This is a genomic window from Hoeflea sp. YIM 152468, from assembly GCF_029210485.1.
Classification (GTDB): domain Bacteria; phylum Pseudomonadota; class Alphaproteobacteria; order Rhizobiales; family Rhizobiaceae; genus Hoeflea.
Genome location: NZ_JARGET010000013.1, coordinates 63,981 through 84,529 on the forward strand (window position 1 = coordinate 63,981; position 20,549 = coordinate 84,529).

Annotated in this window: 20 protein-coding genes and 1 tRNA gene; 10 read left to right on the forward strand and 11 right to left on the reverse strand. The window is 59.8% G+C overall.

The window, feature by feature from the left end; all coding sequences use genetic code 11:
• Nucleotides 1-9 precede the first annotated feature (9 nt).
• Both cobS and PZ897_RS07790 read right to left on the reverse strand, forming a co-directional pair.
• Complete coding sequence (gene cobS, locus PZ897_RS07785) at nucleotides 10-1,005, reverse strand: cobaltochelatase subunit CobS (RefSeq protein WP_275751425.1); 996 nt, start codon at nucleotides 1,003-1,005, stop codon at nucleotides 10-12.
• 72 nt (nucleotides 1,006-1,077) lie between these two features.
• The gene (locus tag PZ897_RS07790) at nucleotides 1,078-1,695 is read right to left on the reverse strand and encodes a DnaJ domain-containing protein (protein ID WP_275751426.1); all 618 of its coding nucleotides are present in this window, start codon (nucleotides 1,693-1,695) and stop codon (nucleotides 1,078-1,080) included.
• 145 nt (nucleotides 1,696-1,840) lie between these two features.
• On the opposite strand from PZ897_RS07790, the gene PZ897_RS07795 reads away from it, so the two are divergent.
• Nucleotides 1,841-2,143, forward strand: a complete 303-nt coding sequence (locus tag PZ897_RS07795; protein ID WP_275751427.1) for a BolA family protein — start codon at nucleotides 1,841-1,843, stop codon at nucleotides 2,141-2,143.
• 51 nt (nucleotides 2,144-2,194) lie between these two features.
• Here the strand turns inward: PZ897_RS07795 and PZ897_RS07800 are convergent, their stop codons facing one another.
• The 3 genes from PZ897_RS07800 to PZ897_RS07810 are packed head-to-tail and all read right to left on the reverse strand — an operon-like array spanning nucleotide 2,195 to nucleotide 5,207.
• Nucleotides 2,195-3,487: an HlyC/CorC family transporter gene (locus tag PZ897_RS07800; protein ID WP_275751598.1), complete on the reverse strand. Its 1,293-nt coding sequence runs from the start codon at nucleotides 3,485-3,487 to the stop codon at nucleotides 2,195-2,197.
• Nucleotides 3,487-4,611, reverse strand: a complete 1,125-nt coding sequence (aroB, locus tag PZ897_RS07805; RefSeq protein ID WP_275751429.1) for a 3-dehydroquinate synthase — start codon at nucleotides 4,609-4,611, stop codon at nucleotides 3,487-3,489. The genes PZ897_RS07800 and aroB overlap by 1 nt, the downstream gene beginning before the upstream one ends.
• Complete coding sequence (locus PZ897_RS07810; RefSeq protein WP_275751431.1) at nucleotides 4,608-5,207, reverse strand: shikimate kinase; 600 nt, start codon at nucleotides 5,205-5,207, stop codon at nucleotides 4,608-4,610. Before PZ897_RS07810 ends, aroB begins: the two co-directional genes overlap by 4 nt.
• 148 nt (nucleotides 5,208-5,355) lie before the next feature.
• Between PZ897_RS07810 and PZ897_RS07815 the strand changes: the two genes are divergently transcribed.
• The 5 genes from PZ897_RS07815 (at nucleotide 5,356) to PZ897_RS07835 (ending at nucleotide 9,230) form a co-directional block, all read left to right on the forward strand.
• On the forward strand, nucleotides 5,356-5,499 hold the full coding sequence (locus PZ897_RS07815; RefSeq protein ID WP_275751432.1) for a histidine kinase: 144 nt from the start codon (nucleotides 5,356-5,358) through the stop codon (nucleotides 5,497-5,499).
• 17 nt (nucleotides 5,500-5,516) lie between these two features.
• Nucleotides 5,517-6,458 (forward strand): site-specific tyrosine recombinase XerD, encoded by a 942-nt coding sequence (locus tag PZ897_RS07820; RefSeq protein WP_275751433.1) that lies wholly within the window; start codon nucleotides 5,517-5,519, stop codon nucleotides 6,456-6,458.
• Between the two features lie 102 nt (nucleotides 6,459-6,560).
• A complete protein-coding gene (locus PZ897_RS07825; protein ID WP_275751434.1) occupies nucleotides 6,561-7,517 on the forward strand; it encodes an acetyl-CoA carboxylase carboxyltransferase subunit alpha in 957 nt (318 codons plus the stop codon).
• Between the two features lie 238 nt (nucleotides 7,518-7,755).
• Complete coding sequence (locus PZ897_RS07830) at nucleotides 7,756-9,000, forward strand: murein L,D-transpeptidase family protein (RefSeq protein WP_275751435.1); 1,245 nt, start codon at nucleotides 7,756-7,758, stop codon at nucleotides 8,998-9,000.
• A complete protein-coding gene (locus tag PZ897_RS07835) occupies nucleotides 8,997-9,230 on the forward strand; it encodes a sulfurtransferase TusA family protein (RefSeq protein WP_275751437.1) in 234 nt (77 codons plus the stop codon). The genes PZ897_RS07830 and PZ897_RS07835 overlap by 4 nt, the downstream gene beginning before the upstream one ends.
• 112 nt (nucleotides 9,231-9,342) lie before the next feature.
• Here the strand turns inward: PZ897_RS07835 and PZ897_RS07840 are convergent, their stop codons facing one another.
• Nucleotides 9,343-10,497 carry a GTP-binding protein gene (locus tag PZ897_RS07840; protein WP_275751439.1) on the reverse strand — a complete coding sequence of 385 codons (1,155 nt, stop codon included), beginning with the start codon at nucleotides 10,495-10,497 and terminating at the stop codon, nucleotides 9,343-9,345.
• 21 nt (nucleotides 10,498-10,518) lie between these two features.
• Complete coding sequence (locus PZ897_RS07845) at nucleotides 10,519-11,712, reverse strand: D-alanyl-D-alanine carboxypeptidase family protein (protein WP_275751441.1); 1,194 nt, start codon at nucleotides 11,710-11,712, stop codon at nucleotides 10,519-10,521.
• Nucleotides 11,713-11,911: 199 nt separating this feature from the next.
• Between PZ897_RS07845 and PZ897_RS07850 the strand changes: the two genes are divergently transcribed.
• Entirely contained in the window at nucleotides 11,912-13,078 is a 1,167-nt protein-coding gene (locus tag PZ897_RS07850) for a M20 aminoacylase family protein (protein WP_275751443.1), read from the forward strand.
• 153 nt (nucleotides 13,079-13,231) lie between these two features.
• Nucleotides 13,232-13,307 (forward strand) — tRNA-Arg (locus tag PZ897_RS07855).
• 51 nt (nucleotides 13,308-13,358) lie between these two features.
• On the opposite strand, the gene PZ897_RS07860 is transcribed toward PZ897_RS07855, so the two are convergent.
• The 4 genes from PZ897_RS07860 to PZ897_RS07875 form a co-directional block, all read right to left on the reverse strand.
• Nucleotides 13,359-14,441 (reverse strand): ATP-binding cassette domain-containing protein, encoded by a 1,083-nt coding sequence (locus tag PZ897_RS07860; RefSeq protein ID WP_275751445.1) that lies wholly within the window; start codon nucleotides 14,439-14,441, stop codon nucleotides 13,359-13,361.
• Nucleotides 14,442-14,453: 12 nt separating this feature from the next.
• Nucleotides 14,454-15,482 carry an ABC transporter permease subunit gene (locus PZ897_RS07865; RefSeq protein WP_275751446.1) on the reverse strand — a complete coding sequence of 343 codons (1,029 nt, stop codon included), beginning with the start codon at nucleotides 15,480-15,482 and terminating at the stop codon, nucleotides 14,454-14,456.
• 190 nt (nucleotides 15,483-15,672) lie between these two features.
• Nucleotides 15,673-16,656 carry an ABC transporter substrate-binding protein gene (locus PZ897_RS07870; RefSeq protein ID WP_275751448.1) on the reverse strand — a complete coding sequence of 328 codons (984 nt, stop codon included), beginning with the start codon at nucleotides 16,654-16,656 and terminating at the stop codon, nucleotides 15,673-15,675.
• Between the two features lie 673 nt (nucleotides 16,657-17,329).
• Nucleotides 17,330-18,550 (reverse strand): MFS transporter, encoded by a 1,221-nt coding sequence (locus tag PZ897_RS07875; RefSeq protein ID WP_275751450.1) that lies wholly within the window; start codon nucleotides 18,548-18,550, stop codon nucleotides 17,330-17,332.
• A gap of 169 nt (nucleotides 18,551-18,719) precedes the next feature.
• Here PZ897_RS07875 and PZ897_RS07880 point away from each other — a divergent pair, with 169 nt between their 5' ends.
• Together PZ897_RS07880 and PZ897_RS07885 are read left to right on the forward strand one after the other, a co-directional pair.
• Nucleotides 18,720-19,481: a SapC family protein gene (locus PZ897_RS07880; protein ID WP_275751452.1), complete on the forward strand. Its 762-nt coding sequence runs from the start codon at nucleotides 18,720-18,722 to the stop codon at nucleotides 19,479-19,481.
• Between the two features lie 117 nt (nucleotides 19,482-19,598).
• Nucleotides 19,599-20,492: an NAD(P)-dependent oxidoreductase gene (locus PZ897_RS07885; RefSeq protein WP_275751454.1), complete on the forward strand. Its 894-nt coding sequence runs from the start codon at nucleotides 19,599-19,601 to the stop codon at nucleotides 20,490-20,492.
• Nucleotides 20,493-20,549: the final 57 nt, after the last annotated feature.

The following is a 20,549-nucleotide window of genomic DNA, read 5'->3' on the forward strand; positions in this document are numbered from 1 at the left end:
CTTTATCCGTCAGGCAGTTGCGCTGAGAACGATATTGGCGGCGCTTTCCTTCAACTCGACGCCGAACGCCCGTTGATAATGTTCAGCCACCAGCGCCCGCTCCAGCTCGTCGCATTTGTTGAGGAAGGTCAGGCGGAAGGCAAAGGCCACATCACCGAAGATTTCGGCGTTTTCGGCCCAGGTGATCACCGTCCGCGGACTCATCACGGTCGACAGGTCGCCATTGATGAACGAAGAGCGGGTCATGTCGGCCACCCGAACCATCTTCGAAATGGCGTCGCGGCCGTCACCCTTGGCAAATTCCTTGACCTTGGAAGCGACAATATCGACTTCCTGATCATGCGGCAGATAGTTCAGCGTGGTGACGATCGACCAGCGGTCCATCTGCGCCTGGTTGATCTGCTGCGTGCCGTGATAAAGCCCGGTGGTGTCGCCCAGGCCAACTGTATTGGCGGTGGCAAACAGCCGGAACGCCGGGTGCGGCCGGATGACACGGCTCTGGTCGAGAAGAGTAAGACGCCCCGAAGATTCCAGCACCCGCTGGATCACGAACATCACATCCGGACGGCCGGCATCATACTCATCAAACACCAGCGCGACATTGTGCTGATAGGCCCAGGGCAGGATGCCATCCTTGAATTCGGTAATCTGCATGCCGTCGCGGACAACAATTGCGTCCTTGCCCACCAAATCGATGCGGCTCACGTGGCTGTCGAGGTTGATGCGCACACAAGGCCAGTTGAGACGCGCCGCGACCTGCTCGATATGGGTCGATTTGCCTGTGCCATGATAGCCCGAAACCATCACGCGACGGTTGTGGGCGAACCCCGCAAGGATGGCGAGTGTGGTGTCGCGGTCAAACAGATAGTCCGGATCCAGATCGGGAACGTAGGAATCCCGATCCTTGTAGGCCGGCACAGAGATGTCCGAATCGATACCGAAGACGTCGCGCACTTTGACGGTGGTGTCCGGCAGATTGGTAATATCAAGGTCGATCTTGCTCATTATGTCTCCAAGGCCTGGCTGAAAAAAGCCCGCGGGCCGTCTCTCCTGTCCGATCCTGCTTAGACTGTTCGCTTAACAGAAACCAGACTGCTTTAACAATTGGTAGGCCTGGATGACAGCGCGAAAGCGATCTTCGGAACCGCGGTCGCCGCCATTGGCGTCAGGGTGGTGTTGCTTGACCAAATCCTTGTAACGGGTCTTGATTTCCGCCGATGTCGCATTTGCGGCGAGGCCCAGCGTATCGAACGCCTTTGACTCCAGTGTTTTGACCTTGCGCGCGCGAACCGGGCGGTTCGCCCGGGGCTCATTGAAGAAGCCGTGCGGGTCGCGCATCCGTGCCTGGGTCGCAGCCGAGCCGGATCTTGCGGTTGACTGCGTCGGCCCGCTTGCCGCGGACCTGTCGACACCCATCTTCCAGGTCGGGCGGTTGCCGGTCAGAGCCTCTTTTTGATAGCGCGCAATCTCCCCGTCGGAGAGTCCCGAAAAGTAGTTGTAGCCTTTGTTGTACTGCCGGGCATGGTCGACGCAGAACATGAAATACTGCCCTTCGGCATCACGGCCGACAGGCGCCCGGTGATTGCCCGGCTTTGCGCACCCGTCCCATTGACATACCGGTGTCGCAGGCTCTTCCGGGCGCGCGCCTTTGCGGCGGACCCGAATGCGGTCAAAATATTTGGAATCCAGTTTCATATCAACGACTATGACGCTCTACAGGTTTGCGAACAAGGATTGACAAGGGTGATTCAAGCTGCGTACCCCGTCTCGACTTCGAATGCCACCACCCAAATCGCAACAGGCGGTTTTTGTGGTGGTGACAAACACTCAGGAACTATACATGTCCCGCCAGAATCGCATTGAAGCAGCCCTGACAGAACGCTTTCAGCCCGAACGGCTGATGGTGATCAACGAAAGCCACCTCCATGCTGGCCATCACAATTCCGATAGCGGCGATGATGGGTCTTTTGATGGCACCGGCGAAACTCATTTTCGCATCCGCATCATCGCTGCAGCCTTCGCCGGCATGAACCGCCTCGAACGCCACCGGGCAGTCAACGCGCTTCTCAAGGACGAACTCGAGAGCGGGCTTCATGCCATGGCAGTGGAAGCCTCGGCCCCGGGCGAAGCCACCCGTTGGTAGGCCGTCAGGCCTGCTACCGCAAGCTTCAGGAGTAGCGTGAGGCTTCCGCCATCAGGCTTTGTCCATCGGCCGTATTCTCAGCCGGGTGATTCTGTTGCGGTCGCGCTTCATTACGATGAAGCGTTTGCCGTGAAAAGTGAACGCCTGCTTTTCCTCGGGGATCGTCTGGGATTCGTGAATCACCAGACCTGCAACAGTCGTTGCCTCATCATCAGGCAGCGACCAGTCGAGCGCCCGGTTGAGGTCGCGAATTGGCACTGACCCGTCAACGACGATCGAACCGTCCGCTTCCTGCCTGACACCCTGGACCTCGGTGTCGTGCTCGTCGGTAATGTCGCCGACGATCTCTTCGAGAATGTCCTCCAGCGTCACCAGCCCTTCCACCTCACCATACTCGTCCACCACGATGGCAATATGGGCCTTGCGCCGCAGGAACGCATTGAGCTGGTCGGGAACACTGGTGGTATCGGGCACAAACCACGGCTTCTGGGCAATCTTGACAACATCCATACGTTGCGGGTCGTTCGAAACCTCGGCAAGTCCCCGCAACACGTCCTTGGCATGAACGATGCCGATGATGTTGTCGGTCGAGCCGCGCCAGATCGGCATCCGGGTAAACGAGCTCTCAAGCACCGCCCGGACGTTGACCTCGGGTGTCTCGTCGGCATTGAGCATCCGCATCGAGGTGCGGTGGATCATCACATCCGAGACTTCCAGCTCGCCCAGATCAAGAACACCTCCGAGCCGGTCACGGTCGGCCTTGATCACCGATCCTTCCCGGTGCAGCAGATCGACTGCGCCGCGGATTTCCTCGTGCGCTGACAGCATCGAGGTTTCCGAGGCGAATGTGACGCCGAAGATCGACATGATGTTGCGCACGATCCAGTTTATCAGACTCGACAGTGGTCCGACAATGACGACAAAGAACCTGACCGTGGGCGCGACCACCATGGCGAAACGGTCGGGCGCCGAAATCGCCCAGCTTTTGGGCAGCACTTCGGCGAAGATCACCAGCAGCAGCGTCATGGTCAGTGTCGCCAGCGCCACCCCGGAATCGCCGAAGATCGACAGCAATACGCTTGTGGCCAGCGCGGACGCCAGGATATTGACCAGATTGTTGCCGATCAACAGTGCCCCGATCAGCCGGTCCTTGCGCTCGATCAGCGTGTTCACCGTAGCCGCCCGGGCATCTCCGCTCGTTTCCATCGAGTGCATGCGGGCGCGTGAGGCCGCCGTCAGAGCCGTCTCGGAGCCGGAGAAAAATCCCGACAGGCCGATCAGGACCAGAATCGCCAGGACGGTCAGGCCATGGTCAGCCAGGATTGAGCCTATGGTTTCCAGCATCATGATGTCCGCTTGTCATCCAGGAATCGAAACACTTCATCTTGCGGCACGTCACCAGCCACAAAGGACTGGCCGATGCCGCGCGTCAGAATAAAGGTCAGCGCGCCGCGCCGGACTTTCTTGTCCTGCGCAATGTGTGTCATCAGTATATCGGTCTTCGGCAGCTCACCTTCAATATCCGACATACGGGTTGGCAGGCCAACCTGGCTGAGATGGTGCCTGACGCGCGCCGCGTCGTCGGGACTCGCCAGGTTCATCCGCGCCGAAAATTCATACGCCAGAACCATGCCGATAGCCACGCCCTCGCCATGCACCAGGCGCTGTCCATCATAGCCGGTCGCCGCCTCCAGCGCATGGCCGAAGGTATGACCGAGGTTAAGCAGCGCCCGCGCGCCCGATTCCCGTTCGTCCGCTGCCACCACATCGGCCTTTGCCTGGCATCCCGTAGCGATGGCATGAATCCGCGCCGCCCCGCCGGCAAACACGTCACGCCAGTTCGCCTCAAGCCAGGCAAAAAACTCCGGCCGGTCGATCAGGCCGTATTTCGCCAGTTCGGCATAACCGGCGCGAAATTCGCGGATCGGTAGCGTGTCCAGCACATCGGTGTCCGCCAGAACCAGGTCCGGTTGATGGAACACGCCGATCAGGTTCTTGCCATGGGCGGAATTGATTCCGGTCTTGCCGCCGACGGAAGAATCGACCTGGGCCAGAAGGCTGGTCGGCAGCTGGACAAATCCCATGCCACGCCGCACGATCCCGGCCGCAAACCCCGACAGATCGCCAATCACGCCGCCGCCCAGCGCCAGCACCAAGTCACCCCGCTCCAGCCGGGCCCCCAGGACATGGTCGCAGACCCCGATCAGCTGGTCGAAACGCTTGGTTTTCTCACCGGGCTCCAGCACCAGAGGCGCAGCCTCGATCCCGCCTGCAGCCAGGCTTTCAAGAAGCGTGTCCAGATGCGCCGCGGCAACATTGCTGTCGGTGACAACCGCGCATCGTACACCCGGTTTGCGCGCGGCAATCTCCGCTCCGGCCTGGGCGATCAATCCCGGGCCGATGACAATATCGTAACTGCGCGCACCAAGATCAACGCGGACAATTTCACGCGGGAGGGTTAGGGTCATGAGGTCGGCACCGTTTCCTGGCCTTGATCCAGTTGCGCCAGCGCGGCAACCGTTTCCAAAGCGATAATTTCCTTGGCCTCGTCCCGCGACTGCACCGTCACATCGGCCATTTGATAGATCGGATACCGCTGATCAAGCAGATCCGACAGGGTCCGCTTGGGATCGGCGGTTCTCAACAGCGGTCTGGTGTCCCGCTTGGAGACCCGCGACCACAAGACTTCGAGATCGGCCTCCAGCCACACGGACAAACCGTTGGCCAGCACCATTTTGCGGATGGCGTCATTCACGAACGCGCCGCCGCCGGTTGACAACACCCGCGGCCCGGTTCTGAGCAGCCGCCTGATCACCCGTGTTTCCAGCGCGCGGAATTCAGGCTCTCCATACGCCGCGAACAATTCGGGGATGGTCATGCGCGACACCCGCTCGATCTCGTGATCGGAATCAACGAAAGGGATCCCGAGCATCTGCGCGACAAGCCTGCCGATAACCGATTTGCCCGCCCCCATAAGGCCGACGAACACCAGATTGCGTTGGCCCAGCACACGCCGCGCCCTGTTGATTTCGTCTTCCGGCGCGCTTGCCTGCGGTTCCGTCAACTCATTTCCCCGCGCTCAGGCCATTGATCCCGGCCTTCTATTGGCCATGTCCGGCGGCGCGTCAAGCAGGTGCTGTTTTCCCTATTCACCTTGAATCAACCTGCGCCCTGCCGCATAACAGCTACAATATTCGTTCGCCGGAGTAGCCATGCCATCCTTGTTTCGGTTCCTTTTCCTGTGCGCAGTGCTTTTCGGCATCGTCTATGGCGCCATGTTTGCTCTGGTGTTCTATGTCGAACCGGTCGACCGTGAAGTAACAGTGCGCGTCCCGACCGAAAAACTCAACAACTGACAGGATGGCGTCGACACATGCGCGATCTGAGCGCCGCCAATGCAGAGGCCTTCCTTGAGATGATGAGCGCCGAACGCGGCGCGGCCGGCAACACGCTTGAGGCTTATCGCCGTGATCTTGATGACGCTTCGGCGGTGCTGGCTTCACTTGGAACCACGTTGCTCAAGGCGCAGGCCAGCGATATCCGTGCAGTCATCGGCGATCTCGCCGCGCGCGGATTTTCTCCGGCATCGCAGGCCAGGCACCTTTCCGCACTGCGTCAATTCTACAAGTTTCTGCATGCGGAGGGCCTGAGAAACGATGATCCGACCGGCGTCGTCGATTCGCCGCGCAAATCCCGGTCCCTGCCCAAAGTGCTCAGCATCAACGACGTCACGCGATTGCTGGCCCAGGCGGAAACCGACATCGCCCTGGCCCAAGACAGGGAAGAAGCCCTGCGGCGTATCCGCTTTCGTGCGCTTTTGGAGCTGCTGTACGCCACCGGCATGCGGGTCAGCGAATTGGTCAGCCTGCCCTATCGGGTGCTTGCCGAGGGTGGCCGTTTCCTGATTATACGTGGCAAGGGGGCCAAGGAGCGTATGGTTCCAATGTCGCGTCCCTCGCGCGCCGCACTTGAGGCCTGGCTGGATCTGATCGGGGATGCCGCGGAGCAGGCGGGGTATCTGTTTCCGGCCAATTCGGCGGAAGGCCATCTCTCCCGCCAGGTCTTCGCACGTGAACTCAAGGATGTCGCCGCGCGCACAGGCATTCCCCCGGCTGAAGTCTCGCCGCATGTGCTGCGCCACGCCTTCGCCAGCCACTTGTTGGCCGGCGGCGCCGATTTGCGCGCGGTTCAGGAATTGCTCGGCCACGCCGACATTTCCACCACCCAAATCTACACCCATGTGCTCGACGAACGGTTACGCCAGCTGGTCAATGAGCACCACCCCCTTGCAAAAGCCACAAAAAGTCGCGATTAAGCCGTCTCGCACCACGCCAAACTAAAGCGTGACACAACAGTCAGTTTGCGTTTGACTGGTCCCAGCGACCGGAAAAGCGATTGTCCGCGCGGAAAAAGCTCGATGCACACTTATCTTGATTTCGAAAAACCGATCGCCGACCTGGAGGGCAAGATCCTTGAGTTGAGGAAACTTGCCAGCGAGGACGAGAGTATCGATACCGGCGATGAAATTGCCCGGCTCGAAACCAGGGCCCGCGATGCCACGATCGACATCTACAACAAGCTCAACCCATGGCAGAAAACACAAGTCGCCAGACATCCTGACCGGCCGCATTTCAATGACTATGCCAAGACCTTGTTCGATGAATTCACACCGTTGGCCGGAGACCGCAAGTTCGCCGAGGACGCCGCCATTCAGGCCGGCTTCGCCCGCTTTCGCGGTCAGCCGGTCGTTGTCATCGGTCAGGAGAAAGGCCACGACACCAAATCCCGTATCCATCACAATTTCGGTTCCGCTCGTCCGGAGGGCTACCGCAAGGCCATTCGCGTGATGGAACTGGCCGACAGGTTCGGGATCCCGGTGATCACGCTGGTCGACACGGCCGGCGCCTATCCAGGTGTCGGAGCGGAAGAGCGCGGCCAGGCCGAAGCCATCGCCCGGTCAACCGAGATCTGTCTCAACCTGCGCGCCCCTTTGATCTCGATGATCATTGGCGAAGGCGGCTCCGGCGGCGCCATCGCCATCGCGGTCGGAAATCGGGTCTACATGCTCGAACATTCAATCTACTCGGTGATTTCACCGGAAGGCGCCGCCTCGATTCTGTGGCGCGATCCGACCCGGGCGCGGGATGCCGCGACGGCGATGAAGATCACCGCAGAAGATTTGCGCGGTCTGGGCATCATCGACGGCATCATTCGTGAACCGGCGGGCGGTGCACATCGCGATCACGAAAGCGTGATCTCCACTGCCGGCGACACCATCGCAAAGGCCCTTGAAGAGCTGTCGGGCCGCTCCGGCGATGAGTTGCGCGCTGAGCGCCGCAAGAAATTCCTCGATATCGGCCGCCGTATCGGCTGACGACTGCCCAATTCGGGCCACATTTACGCCGCCAATAGTGTGGACCTGCCCCACCGCCTTGCGCGGCGGGGCGTGGAGACGAGTGCGACAATCAGGGCCAATCGGCACGAGCCTGCATTTTGGTAAGGCTTCATTGACCATATTGGCAGTAATGTCGCATCGATATTCCGGGCCTCAAATCGGCTTGCAAGCATTGAACCAGTCGTGAAACTGGCAACTGTGAAGTCCAAGAGACACCATGACCCCGATCCGAACGCTGCGATTTCTCCCTGTCCTGCTGCTTGGCCTGAGCGGCTGTCAGGATGCGCTGGATTCCGTTTCCAACAAGGTCGAACACCCGCTGCCCGCCAAGCTCGTCAACAAGATGAAGGCGCACGACATGAGCACGCGGTCGCCGATCATGATGCGGATTTTCAAGGAAGAAGGCGTTCTTGAAGTCTGGAAGCAGAAAGGCAATGGCCGCTACGATATCATCGCGTCCTACGAAATTTGCAAATGGTCCGGCAAGCTCGGCCCCAAATTTGCCGAAGGCGACCGGCAGGCGCCCGAGGGTTATTACCGCATCTACCCGGCACAGATGAACCCGAAATCGAGCTATTATCTGTCGTTCAACATGGGATATCCGAACAGCTATGACCGGTCTTACGGCCGTACCGGATCAAACCTGATGGTTCATGGCGCGTGCTCTTCGGCGGGGTGCTATTCGATGACAGACGAGCAAGTGCTGGAGATTTATGGCTTCGCCCGCGACGCTTTCAAGGGTGGTCAGGAATTCTTCATGGTGGAAGCGCTGCCTTTCCGCATGACACCTGAAAACATGGCGCGGCACCGCGACAGCGAGCATTTCGAGTTCTGGAAAATGCTCAAGGTCGGCTACGATCATTTCGAACTGACCAAACGCCCGCCGCAGGTTGAAGTCTGTGAACGGCAATACGTTTTCAATCAGGTTCCCGAGGTCGAGAACGCCTCCTTCCGGGCCACTGCCGCCTGCCCGCCGGCAAGTGTTCCGGCCACGCTGGCGTCTGCACATTTCGCTTATGAAAAAAACTGGAACCAGTCCTTCAGCGAGGCAGTCGCCAAACTCGAACGCAATGAGGCTGTTCAGATCGCAGCCAGCAAAGCCAAGGCGGAAGCCGAAGCCCAGCGTGCCAATCGCGAGGCAGCAAAGGCTGCCCAGATTGCGGCCAATGACGGAAAGGCGCCGGCTTCACCTGTCCTCAGCCTGTTTTCCACCGGGAATCCGCTCAAGGCGCTCACACCCAATATTGGCGCCGTCGCACCGCTCGGAGTGCCCGAAGCTTCGGCGACGGTGCAATCGCAGTCGCCAGCAGTGCAGGAAACGCCGGCGGCGGCTTCGACATCGGGTGATGTGCCGGTGCCCACGCCAAACCCCGCCGCGTCGCCACAGCTTGCCACTTCAGGCCAGCCGGTACCGGCAGACCAATCCCGTAAACCATTCTGGAAAATCTGGAGCAGCAATTGAGCCGCAAGGATGGTGACGCCCTGGATCTGCGCGGGCTGAAATGCCCGCTTCCGGTGCTCAAGACCCGCAAGCACATGCGCGACCTGGCTTCGGGCTCGCGCATCGTCATCGCCACCACCGATCCGCTGGCGGTGATCGACATCCCGCATTTCTGCCGGGAAAACGGGCATCGACTGCTCAGCAGCGCCACCGTCGATGGCGGCCACAGCTTCGTCATTGAAAAGGGCTGATGCGTGTCGCGGTCAATATCTTCGTTTGAACGATAGATGACACGCATTGAATCGACCAGATCCGGCGCCCACGTCCGGGTCTGTCGACCTCCCTCATCCAGCCATGATCTGATCAGCGCCGTGACGGCATGCCCGGAATCGCCAGCGGATTGTCTGTCAGGGCGTCCCGGTCCGGACGTCCGATCCCGGGTTCGTTGGCAAAGGCCGAAAACAGCTCTGTGATGAACCCTTCAGGCATGTCCCGGCTGATCACCACCAGCCGTGTCTCCTGCCGGGCCCCCTCGGGCCAGGCGGAAAGCCGCACCGGCTCGGACATCAGGCTTTGCACGGCGTGCAACACCAGCGGGCGTGACGGATCGTCCGTCAGTCGGATGATGCCCTTCATCCGCAAGAGATTTGGCCCGTGCGCCGAGCGCAACAGGTCAATGAACATCGCCAGCGCTTCCGGCGAGATCGGCGTGTCCAAGACAATCGAATCTGCCCTGATATGCGCGTCGTGACGGTTCACGTCATGGCGATGCGCTCGCCCCTTGCCTTGATGATGATGGGCGTGGTCATGAGCGTGAGTGTCGTGAGCTGAGTTCAGCCAGCGCGCCACATCGAGACTGCGGGCGACCGGATCATAGGCACCGGTGTCAAACAGGCCTTGGGCCGTGATATCCGGGGCGTCCGCTTTGACCACCCGCGCCAACGGATTGAGCGCTTCGAGCCGCAATCGAAGGTCATCACAATCGTCGACGAGCGCCGTCTTCGAAAGCACCAGCGTATCGGCCACCGCCACCTGCCGGCGTGCTTCCTCATGGTCACCGAGTGCGGCAAGGCCATGCACCGCATCGACCACGGTTACCAGCCCCTCGAGCCGGTAGGATTGCCCAAGTGCGGGATGGCCGATGACCGATTGCATCACCGGCACCGGGTCGGCCAGACCCGTGGTTTCGATCACCACCCGCGAGAACGGCCTGATGCGCCCCGACTGCATGCGGTCCATCAGATCGGCCAGCGTGTCGACCAGTTCGCCGCGCACCGTGCAGCACAGGCACCCGTCGGACAATTCGATCACGCCATCGCTGGAACTCTCGACCAGCAGATGATCGATACCGATATCGCCAAACTCGTTGATGATCAGCGCTGCATCGCTCAGCCACGGATCGCCAATCAGCCGGTTGAGCAATGTGGTTTTCCCTGCCCCCAGAAAGCCTGTCAGAATCGAAACCGGAACGCCACGCGGGGCGCTCCAGACACGTGCTGGGGAACTGTTGTCAGTCATCACTTGGTCAATCTCTACAAGTCAGGTTTCAGGCCGCGGAACCGGCACCGGCACACTCGGCCGCAGCGGGATCATTTCAGCCGCTGGATCCGGCGCCGTGAAGGCCGATGCGGCGACTGGTTCGATGTAACCAGAAACCGTGCTGCCTGGCCGGGGAACCGGGATCGGGATACGCGACAGGGCAATGTCGACACTTGCGCGCGGCAATCCTGCGGGAGCCTGCACCAGCCGTGGTTCGCGTGTCATCTCGACGAGATAGGGCGAATTGAGGACCATCTTGCCTTCGACATCCCTCCCTTCGTAACGCGCAGCGCGAGCTTTGGCCGAGCAGATGTTGCCCGAGATGTCCGCCACCTGGTTGCGGCCGTCCCCATAGGGCGCGATGCCCTGGAGGGTGTCGCCGCCCGCGGCCGGACTGGTCAGGGCCTTTTGCAAAAGCCGTGCGGAGTCCTCGGCCCGCGATTCCTGAGACGGTGCGCCAAGCACAACACTGACCACCGTCTTGCCATTGCGGGTCGCCGACGAGATCTGATTGAATCCGGAGGCGCAGATAAACCCGGTTTTCATGCCGTCGGCACCGGCAAACCGGCCAATCAGCAGATTGTAGTTGATATAGGCCTTCGTGCCGGTGGCGAAGCCCTCATAGCTGAAATAATGCGCAAATTGCGGAAACTCGCGTCGCACCGCAACTGCCAGCAGCGCCATGTCCCTGGCGGTGGTATACTGGCCTTTACCCGGCAACCCATTCGGGTTGACAAAGCGGGTGGAGGTCATGCCCAGCCGCACCGCTGTGGCATTCATCTCTTCGATAAAAGCCTCCTCGGTGCCGGATACCGCTTCGGCAATTGCCACAGCGACATCGTTGGCGGATTTGACCATCAGATATTTGAGCGCCGAATCCAGCGGAAACCGCTCGCCGGGCTTGAAGTACATCTTGCTCGGCGGCTCCTTGGCGGCATGGACCGACATGGTTACCGGCGTTTCCAGGGTCATCTGACCCGATTGAATTGCCTTGAACACCACATAGCCTGTCATCACCTTGGTCAGCGACGCCGGATACCAGCGCTGGAAAGCCTGCTCATGTTCGACGATACGGCCCGACCTGACATCGACGGCAATTTTCGGATTGGCGTGCGCCATGGCCGGTGGCAGCAGTGCCAGCACCACCGCGGCCACCCCTGCGCCGAACCGGCGCGACTGCAAAAATAAGCTCATTCGATGCGCCCGACTTTCCAGTGTTTCAAACCGTTCCTGCTGCAGCTTCGGCGTTCAGCGGCCTGCGCGAAGCCGTAAGGATGCAGCTTTTCGCTCGTCATGCTTCACTACTTAGCCTATATGGCAGACAGATGGCAAAAGGCGAGAGCATATTCTTGCGGTGCCCGGCATTGCTATCATGAAGCCATAGAGGTGAAAAATGCAGCTTGTTGATGATGTTGTTTCCATGAAGGACGAAGTCGCCACCTGGCGCCGCACACTTCATGCCGCCCCCGAATTGCTGTATGACGTGCACAACACGGCCGCTTTCGTCGCCGAGAAGCTCAAATCATTCGGCTGCGACGAGGTCGTCACAGGCATTGGCCGGACTGGCGTTGTCGGACTCATTCACGGCCGCCCGGGTGGCAACGGTCCCGCCATCGGTTTGCGCGCCGACATGGATGCGCTGCCGATCGATGAAATCAGCGGCGTGCCCTGGGCCTCGCGCACGCCCGGCAAGATGCATGCCTGCGGTCACGATGGCCACACCGCCATGCTGCTCGGCGCTGCGCGCCATCTTGCAGCAACCCGCAACTTCACCGGCTCCGTCGCCGTCATTTTCCAGCCCGCCGAAGAAGGCGGCGCCGGCGGCCGCGAAATGGTCAAGGACGGCATGATGGAGCGGTTCGGTATCGCCAAGGTGTTCGGCATGCACAATCTGCCGGGCCTTCCGGTCGGACAATTCGCCATCCGCAAGGGAGCGATCATGGCGGCAACGGATATATTCGACATCACCATCAAGGGCCGTGGCGGCCATGCCGCCATGCCCTACCAGACTGTCGATCCGATTGTCGCTGCTGCGGCCGTCGTCTCGTCGCTGCAATCGATTGCCTCGCGCAATGCCAATCCGCTGGAGCCCCTGGTTGTGTCCGTGACCAAATTCATCGGCGGCTCGGCCTACAACATCATTCCCGAAACCGTTGAACTGGCGGGCACCGTCCGTACACTCTCGGCCGGCATGCGCGACATGGCCGAAACCCGGATCGGCGAGATAGTGCGCGATGTTGCCGCCGCTCACGGCGCCGAAGGGTCGCTGAATTATCTCAGAAACTATCCGCTCACCTTCAACCATTCCGACGAAACCGACTTTGCCGCCGACATCGCCGAAGCTGTTGCAGGCGAGGGAATGGTCGAACGCAACCAGCCGCCGACCATGGGCGGCGAGGATTTCTCTTTCATGCTCGAAGCCCGCCCCGGCGCGTTCATCTTCATGGGCAATGGCGACACCGCCGGCCTGCACCACCCGGCCTACGACTTCAACGATGACGCAATTCCGGTGGGCATATCCTATTGGGTCAAGCTCGCCGAAAAGGCGCTCGCTGCCTGATTCAGAGCGCGTCCATCACCGCCAGATCTGACGCCGCCGCGCATTCAATTGGATGCGCGGCGGCGTCGCTTTTGCCCGAGTGTCATTCGATCTCGACCCGAGGGTTGTTCTTGTTGAACAACAGGCCGCTTTTCTGTATGCACTCTTTCTCGTGGTCCCGTAGCTCAGGGGATAGAGCACAGGATTCCTAATCCTGGGGTCGAAGGTTCGAATCCTTCCGGGATCACCATCATTCTTCGGGTCCATACCGGACACATGGGTTGCGGCTTATACCGAAGACCTATGCGTCCGATCCAGCAAGCTCCGGCAGACGCGGGTCCTCGCTCGAACCGCCCTGTGGAACCAGCGCACGCACCAGCGTTCGCATATCCAGCACGCCCACCTGAACGCCATCCCTAGTTACCCGGTAGCGCTTCGTCGTGTCGCCCTCCGATAGCGCGATCACCGTTTCAAGCGTGTCCTCATGGTCGACATCACCGGCCACATTGCCGGGCGCGCCCACGGTTTTTTCCATCACCGAACGGACGCGCAGCACCCGGGCGCGATTGATGTCAGCGACGAAATCCTCGATGTAGGGATCATTGGGACGCAGCAGAATCTCCTGCGGCTCCCCTTGCTGGACAACACATCCGTCCTTCAGCATCACCAGATGGTCCGCCAGCTTCAGCGCCTCGTCCAGATCGTGGGTGATGAAGATCACGGTTTTCTGCAATTCGTTCTGCAGGTCGATCAGCAGATTCTGCATATCCGTGCGGATCAGCGGGTCAAGCGCGGAGAAGGCTTCGTCCATGAGCATGATGTCGCTGTTCGACGTGAGCGCCCGCGCGATGCCGACGCGCTGCTGCATGCCGCCCGAAAGCTGCACGGGATACTGGTTGCCCTGACCTTCCAGCCCGACCCGATCGAGCCATTTGGTGGCTTCGTCCTTGTATTGCTTGCGGCTTTCACCGCTGATCGAGGGCGCAAGGCCTGCATTCTCCAGAACGGTGCGATGCGGCAGAAGGGCAAATTTCTGGAACACCATCGACATCCGGTGCTGGCGCAGACTGCGCAATTGTTTCTCGTTGTACTCGAGAATGTTTTCGTCATCGATCCACACCTCACCGGCGGTTGGCTCAATCAGACGGTTGAGGTGGCGGATCAGGGTGGATTTGCCCGATCCCGAGAGACCCATGATCACGGTGGTCTTGCCGGTGGGCATGTCCACATTGATGTCATTGAGGCCCAGAACATGGTTGGTTTCGGTTAAAAGGTCGGCCTTGCTGATGCCTTCCTTGACGCGCTCCAACGCTGCCTGCGGATTGTCTCCGAAGATCTTGTACAGATTGCGAACCGAGATTTTGGGATTGTTGTCAATACTCATGTGTTGTCCTCCTCAACCCGGCTGTTGCGAGTTGATGCGTTCCAGCGCTGCTTTGGTCACGCGGTCGAGAATGACCGCAAGAAGCACGATGCCGAGACCGGAAAGCAGCCCGACGCCCAATTCAAGATTGCGAATGCCGCGCAGCACCAGCACGCCCAGTCCGGGAGCTGATACCAGGGAGGCGATGACGACCATTGCGAGGCTCATCATGATGGTCTGGTTCACGCCGGCCATGATGTTGGGCAGGGCCAGCGGGATCTGGACGCCGAAGAGCTTCTGCCGTTTGGTCATGCCATAGGCATCGGCGGCCTCGATCACATCCTTGTCGACCAGGCGGATGCCCAGATCGGTCAGACGCACAACGGGAACAATTGCATAAAGGATGATGGCAATCCCGTAGAGCTTGGGTTCGGTCACGCTGAAGAGAAAGATCAGCGGGATCAGATAGACGAAGGGCGGCAACGTCTGCAGCATGTCCAGAATGGGGATCATCGTGCGCTGCACTCTGTCGCTGCGCGACATGGCGATGCCGATTGGCACCCCGAACAGCACACAAATGAAGGCGCAAACGAATATGATCGCCAGTGTCTGCATCGTGTAATCATAATAATCGACAAAGGCGAGCAGGCAGAAGACAGCCGCGACCAGGCCGACCAGCTTGATCGAGCGGCCAACCACCCAGGCGATCAGCATCAGCACCGGAATCATGATCCACCACGGCACCGCCTGCATCACCCACAAGGCATCGTTCAACGCCCAGCTGAGCGGCTGCGTCAGCGGATCGACAACGACCTTGAGGCTGTCCTTGATGTCGAGGAATCCACGCTCCAGCCCCAAAGTGAGCGCACGCGATTGCGGGATTGCGGAGCAAGCGTCATGCAGCGCATCGAGCGATGGGAAAGGTGTGTCCCATGCGGAGATGTCTGCATCTTGCCCCGATGTCTCGCCCAACAGGTCAGCCATCGAAGACAGCCCGCCCTGGTCGTCGCCACACCAGCCGCGCAGACCGAGACTGTCGAACAGAAAATCGTAGGTTGCCATTATATCCTCTCCGGTTTTTTCCGGGAATTGTCCATATCGGGAGCGTTACGCTATCGCCGCTACCGACAAGCTGTGCCGACAACCACGCAAAGGTTTCATCCGGGAACGTTCCTCGAAACGTTTGCGTGACTATCGGTAAAAAATCAGAAAGGGCAGCGCCGGAATGGCGCCGCCCCGTTGTGCAGAGATGCTACTTGAGCAATTTCGCCAGCTTTTCCTTGGCGTCATCGTTCAGCCAACCGGCCCAAACGTCCTTGTTGTTCTGCAGGAAATACACCGCCGCCTCTTCCGAGGTGGCGTTGTTTTCATCCTGCCAGGCCAGAAGGCTGCTCATCGTTTCGGTCTTGAAAGACACGTTGGACAACAACTCGGCCTCCTTGGGATGAGACTCGTTGAAATCCTTGGTCACGATGGTCAGGATCGGTGCAGTCGGAAACGCCGACGGCTTCGGATCGGGCGTATCGGGGTTCTGGTTGGCCTCGTGGGCCGCCTGGTCATATTCACCCAGGTCTACGCTGACCATGTCGTATTTGCCGAGCGGCGTCGTCGGGGCCCAGTAGTAGCCGAACCATGGTTCCTTGCTTTCAAAAGCCGAAGCCATCGAGGTGGCAAGCGTCTCGCCCGAACCATGGTTGAAGACCTTGATGCCATTTCCTTCGAGATCGAAGGCGCGAGCCAGGTTATCGCTGACGGTGCGACAGCCCCAGCCATCGGGACAGTTGTTGAACATGCTGCCAACCAGGTCGGGGTTCGCAAGAATGCCGTCGATGGTCTTCAGTTCGGGGTGTGCTTCAGCCAGATAGGACGGAATCCACCAGCCTTCGACGCCACCGGGATCAAGAACGCTGGTCAACTCAACGATCTTGCCGCCCTCTTTCAGCTTGTCATAGACATCGCCGGCGGAATTGGGCCAGAGTTCCGGCACGATGTCGGGCTCGTTGTTTTCGGCCAATGAGGTGACGGCGGGCGTCGTGTCCGACGGCACGACCGCGACATCGCAGCCATAGCCCTGCTCCAGCAGGAATTTCGAGGTCGCGACCACGATCTTGGCCGAGGACCAGTTCATCTCGGCCATCGTGATTTCACCGCATTGGTCTGCAGCCATGGCAGCACTGGGGATAGCGGCGCCGGGAATGGCGAGTGCAAGGACAGTGCCCAATAGATACTTCTTCATGTCGGCGTCTCCTATTCGTCGTATTTCCGCCCCGGCAAACGAGCGAGGCTCATGTGCACGTGGGAGAAATCCGAGCTTGGTGTAATTTGCAGGCGCGTTGAACGCTTTGGTCCAACATCGGCACCACGCGGCGCAAACAACCAAATTCCGCTCCGGAGTTCAACCCCTCGACGAAAAATTGAGAGGATATTATTTTTTTTGCCAATATCGAATTATGTTTGGAGAGATCAGGCCGCCTGCAGGCCACCAGTATTTGAAATATAGATTTTTGCCCGTCACTTGCAGATTACAATTTGCCGCAATATAATATTTACACCGACATTTATTACATGAGCTTATTATAGCGATACGTCAATTTAACTTGCATCCATCCGCGTTAAATCAAAAACCCCGGAACGACAACCCTTGAATTTCTTGGAGACCGAATTCGGGGCTCGTTCATGCGCGCCAGGAGGATAGCACCATGAGTCGTTCGAACGTGCTTCCGGACAGGCAAATCAAGCGGATAAAACCGGGTTTTCCGCTGCCCCATGAAGGCTGCGCGCGCCGACGCCCCACGGGTGTTCGGCGGGTCAGGTTTGTGGTCCGCATCGGCCAGGACTGGCGTGGCGCGGCGCGCCACCAGACTGCGGTCCGGGATCACCACCCTGCGCACCACCGCCCGCTGGCATCATCATGCAGGCACTGCCTCGCCGCGTCTTGCCCGGGACTTGAACAGCAGCAGCGCCATGATGCCGATATTGAGGAAGTTCCAGGCGATCCCGTTGAGGAAGGCGACCTGGTAGGAGCCGGTGAGATCATAGATCCAGCCGGACATCCAGCCACCCAAGGCCATGCCGATGATGGTCGCCATGATCACAAAACCGACCCTCGCGCCGGCTTCCCGTGCCGGCAGATATTCCCGCACGATCAGCGCGTAGCTCGGCACGATTCCGCCCTGTGACAGGCCGAAGATCAGGCTGACGACATAGAGCGGCACCATCGCATCGAACGGCAGGTATAAAAACAGCGCAATACATTGCAATGTCGAGCCGATCAGCAACGTCTTGACCCCGCCCAGCCGGTCGGCGATCAACCCCGAAACCAGCCGCGAGACGACACCGCCCATCAGCATCAACGACAACATTTCAGCGCCAACGGTAGGTCCATAGCCGAGATCGGTGCAATAGGAGACGATATGGACCTGTGGCATCGACATCGCCACGCAGCAGCCGATCCCGGCCAGTCCCAGCAACCATTGCAGCGTGGTTGGCGAAAAATTCACCGACCGAGCATTCGACAGCGACAACCTGTTGGCATGCGCTGTCGCGTCCTCAGGCACCCGGCGCCTGAGCAGCAGCGACAGCGGGATGATCAACGCAACCGGCACGACGGCGAGCACGACATAGACGCTCCGCCAGCCAAACTCGCTCAGCACGCCGCTCAGCAGCAACGGCCATATCGCACCTGACAGGTAGTTTCCGCTTGCCGCGATTGCCACAGCAATGCCGCGCCGGCGAAAAAACCAGTGCGAGATATCGGCAATCAGCGGCCCGAAGCCGGCAGCCGTGCCAAACCCGATGATGAACTGCATGGTCGCCAGCATCACGACCGAGTTGCTCACGGCTGCGAGGCCAAAGCCCGCCGCCATGATCACCGCCGACCCTGTCAGGGCAACGGTCACCCCGAACCGGTCGACAGCCCGGCCGATCACCAGGCTACCCAGTGCAAAGCCGATCATCGTCAAGGTATAGGGAATTGAAGCGTCAGCCCGGGCGACCGCGAACTCGCCCTGCACCGCCGGCATGATGACGATGATCGCCCACATCCCGACATTGCCGAGAACGGCAATCGCCAGGGTCACACCCAGCCGCAACCACGAATACCGACTGTCAAGGATTTGCGACTCACTCATGCGGCCACGTTAGGAGCGGCGATCTCGCTTGTACAGATGACCGGGGCGCGCAAAAGCCATCCAAGTTGCAGCAGCTGTTAACAACAACAAAAGATTGGTGTTAAATTGCATTGCAGCCCGCACCAAAACGGAGAAACCGGCGTGGCTGGGCCAAATGGGGGGACGACCATTGCCTGACAGGACACTTGAAAAACCAGACACATTTCCACTTTTTTACACCGCACCCGAAGCTGTCAGCCCGGAGCAGCATGGCAACAAGGGGCTGGCGCAAAGTACGAATTTCAGCTTTGCCGCCTCGGCCATTGTCATACCGCTGATGGCCGCCGAGATGCCGGCGGCAATGCGCTCCTATCCCATCATCTTTTCCGGCCCGGATTTCATGCCGATGATGATCACCGGGATCAAGGAGGGCGAAAACCTGTTCATAGATGCTAACGGCAAGTGGGCCGAGCCGCATTATGTGCCCGCCTATATAAGGCGCTATCCCTTTATTCTGGCCGGGAACGAGACCGATGACCGTCTCACCCTGTGCATCGAGAATGATCCCGCACGGCTCAAGACCATCGGCGCCAAGCCGAAAAAGGACATCAATCCCCTGTTCGAAAATGGAAAGCAGGCTGAAGCCATCACCAGCGCCTTGGCGTTTTGCGAGCAGTACCAGGCAATGGTCGTCAAGACCCGCCAGATCATGAAGCTGATCGCCGGCAGCGGGCTGCTGGCAAAACGCACCAGCAAGATCACCCTGGCGGATGGCAAAAGCTTCAACATCACCGGATTTCATCTGGTCGACGAGGCCAGGCTCCGGGCGCTGGGTGACGAGGAGTTTCTCACTTTGCGCAAGTCCGATGCCCTTGCGACAATCTATTGCCACCTGGCGTCAATGAACAGCTGGACTTCACTTTTACATCAGGCCAGCCTGCGCAGTCACTGATCAACCATCGCCGCCGTAACCGATCAGGAAATGATGACATCCCCGGAATTAATTGCCGTTTGCCTCAGGCTTCTGTAGATCATTCCGGACATTGATACGCATTGCGGGAAACCAGATATGAAAACGAAAATTGCATTGCTCGGCACCGGTTTGATGGGGGCACCGATGGCGCGTCGATTGCTCGGCGCCGGCTTTGAACTGACCGTCTGGAACCGCGATCAGGCCAAAGCCGTGCCTTTGATCGCTGACGGCGCCCGAGTGGCTGCCAGCGCCGCGGACGCGGTGAAGGAGGCGAGCCATGTCATCACCATGCTGACCGATGGTGCCGTTGTCGAGAGCGTCCTGTTCGAGTCCGGCGCCGCAGAGGCAATGTCGAGGGGCGCCACGCTTGTCGACATGAGTTCAATCCGCCCGTCGCAGGCTCGTGATCACGCCGTCCGGCTGGCAAAATATGGCATTGCCCATTTGGATGCACCGGTCAGCGGCGGCACCAAAGGCGCCGAACAGGCAACACTGGCAATCATGGCGGGAGGCGACCAGCCGGTCTTCGATGCGGCGAAAGATCTGTTCAAGGCCATGGGGCGGGCCACAAGGGTCGGTCCTTCGGGAGCCGGGCAGCTTGCGAAGCTCGCCAACCAGGCGATTGTCGCCATCACCATCGGCGCTGTGGCCGAGGCGACATTGCTGGTCTCCGAAGGCGGCGGCGATCTGGCTGCGTTTCGCAGCGCCCTCGCCGGCGGTTTCGCCGATTCGACAATTCTGCAGCTGCATGGCGCGCGGATGCAAACCCATGAGTACGAACCGGGCGGGCGGGTTTCGGTGCAGATCAAGGATCTCGACAATGTGCTGGCCGAGGCGGCTGAACTGGATATCAGCTTGCCGCTGGTTGAGGCTCTTCGGGACCGCTTCCTGCGCCTGGCGACCGATCTCGGCGGCGGCAATTTGGATCATTCGGCTCTGTTCATCGAACTGCTTGAACTCAATGGCCGTCCCGCAACTCCGCGGGTTTAGCCAAAGACGCAACGGTCAGCCTGCACCCGAAGCCGGCTTGACCGCATACCCCAAGTC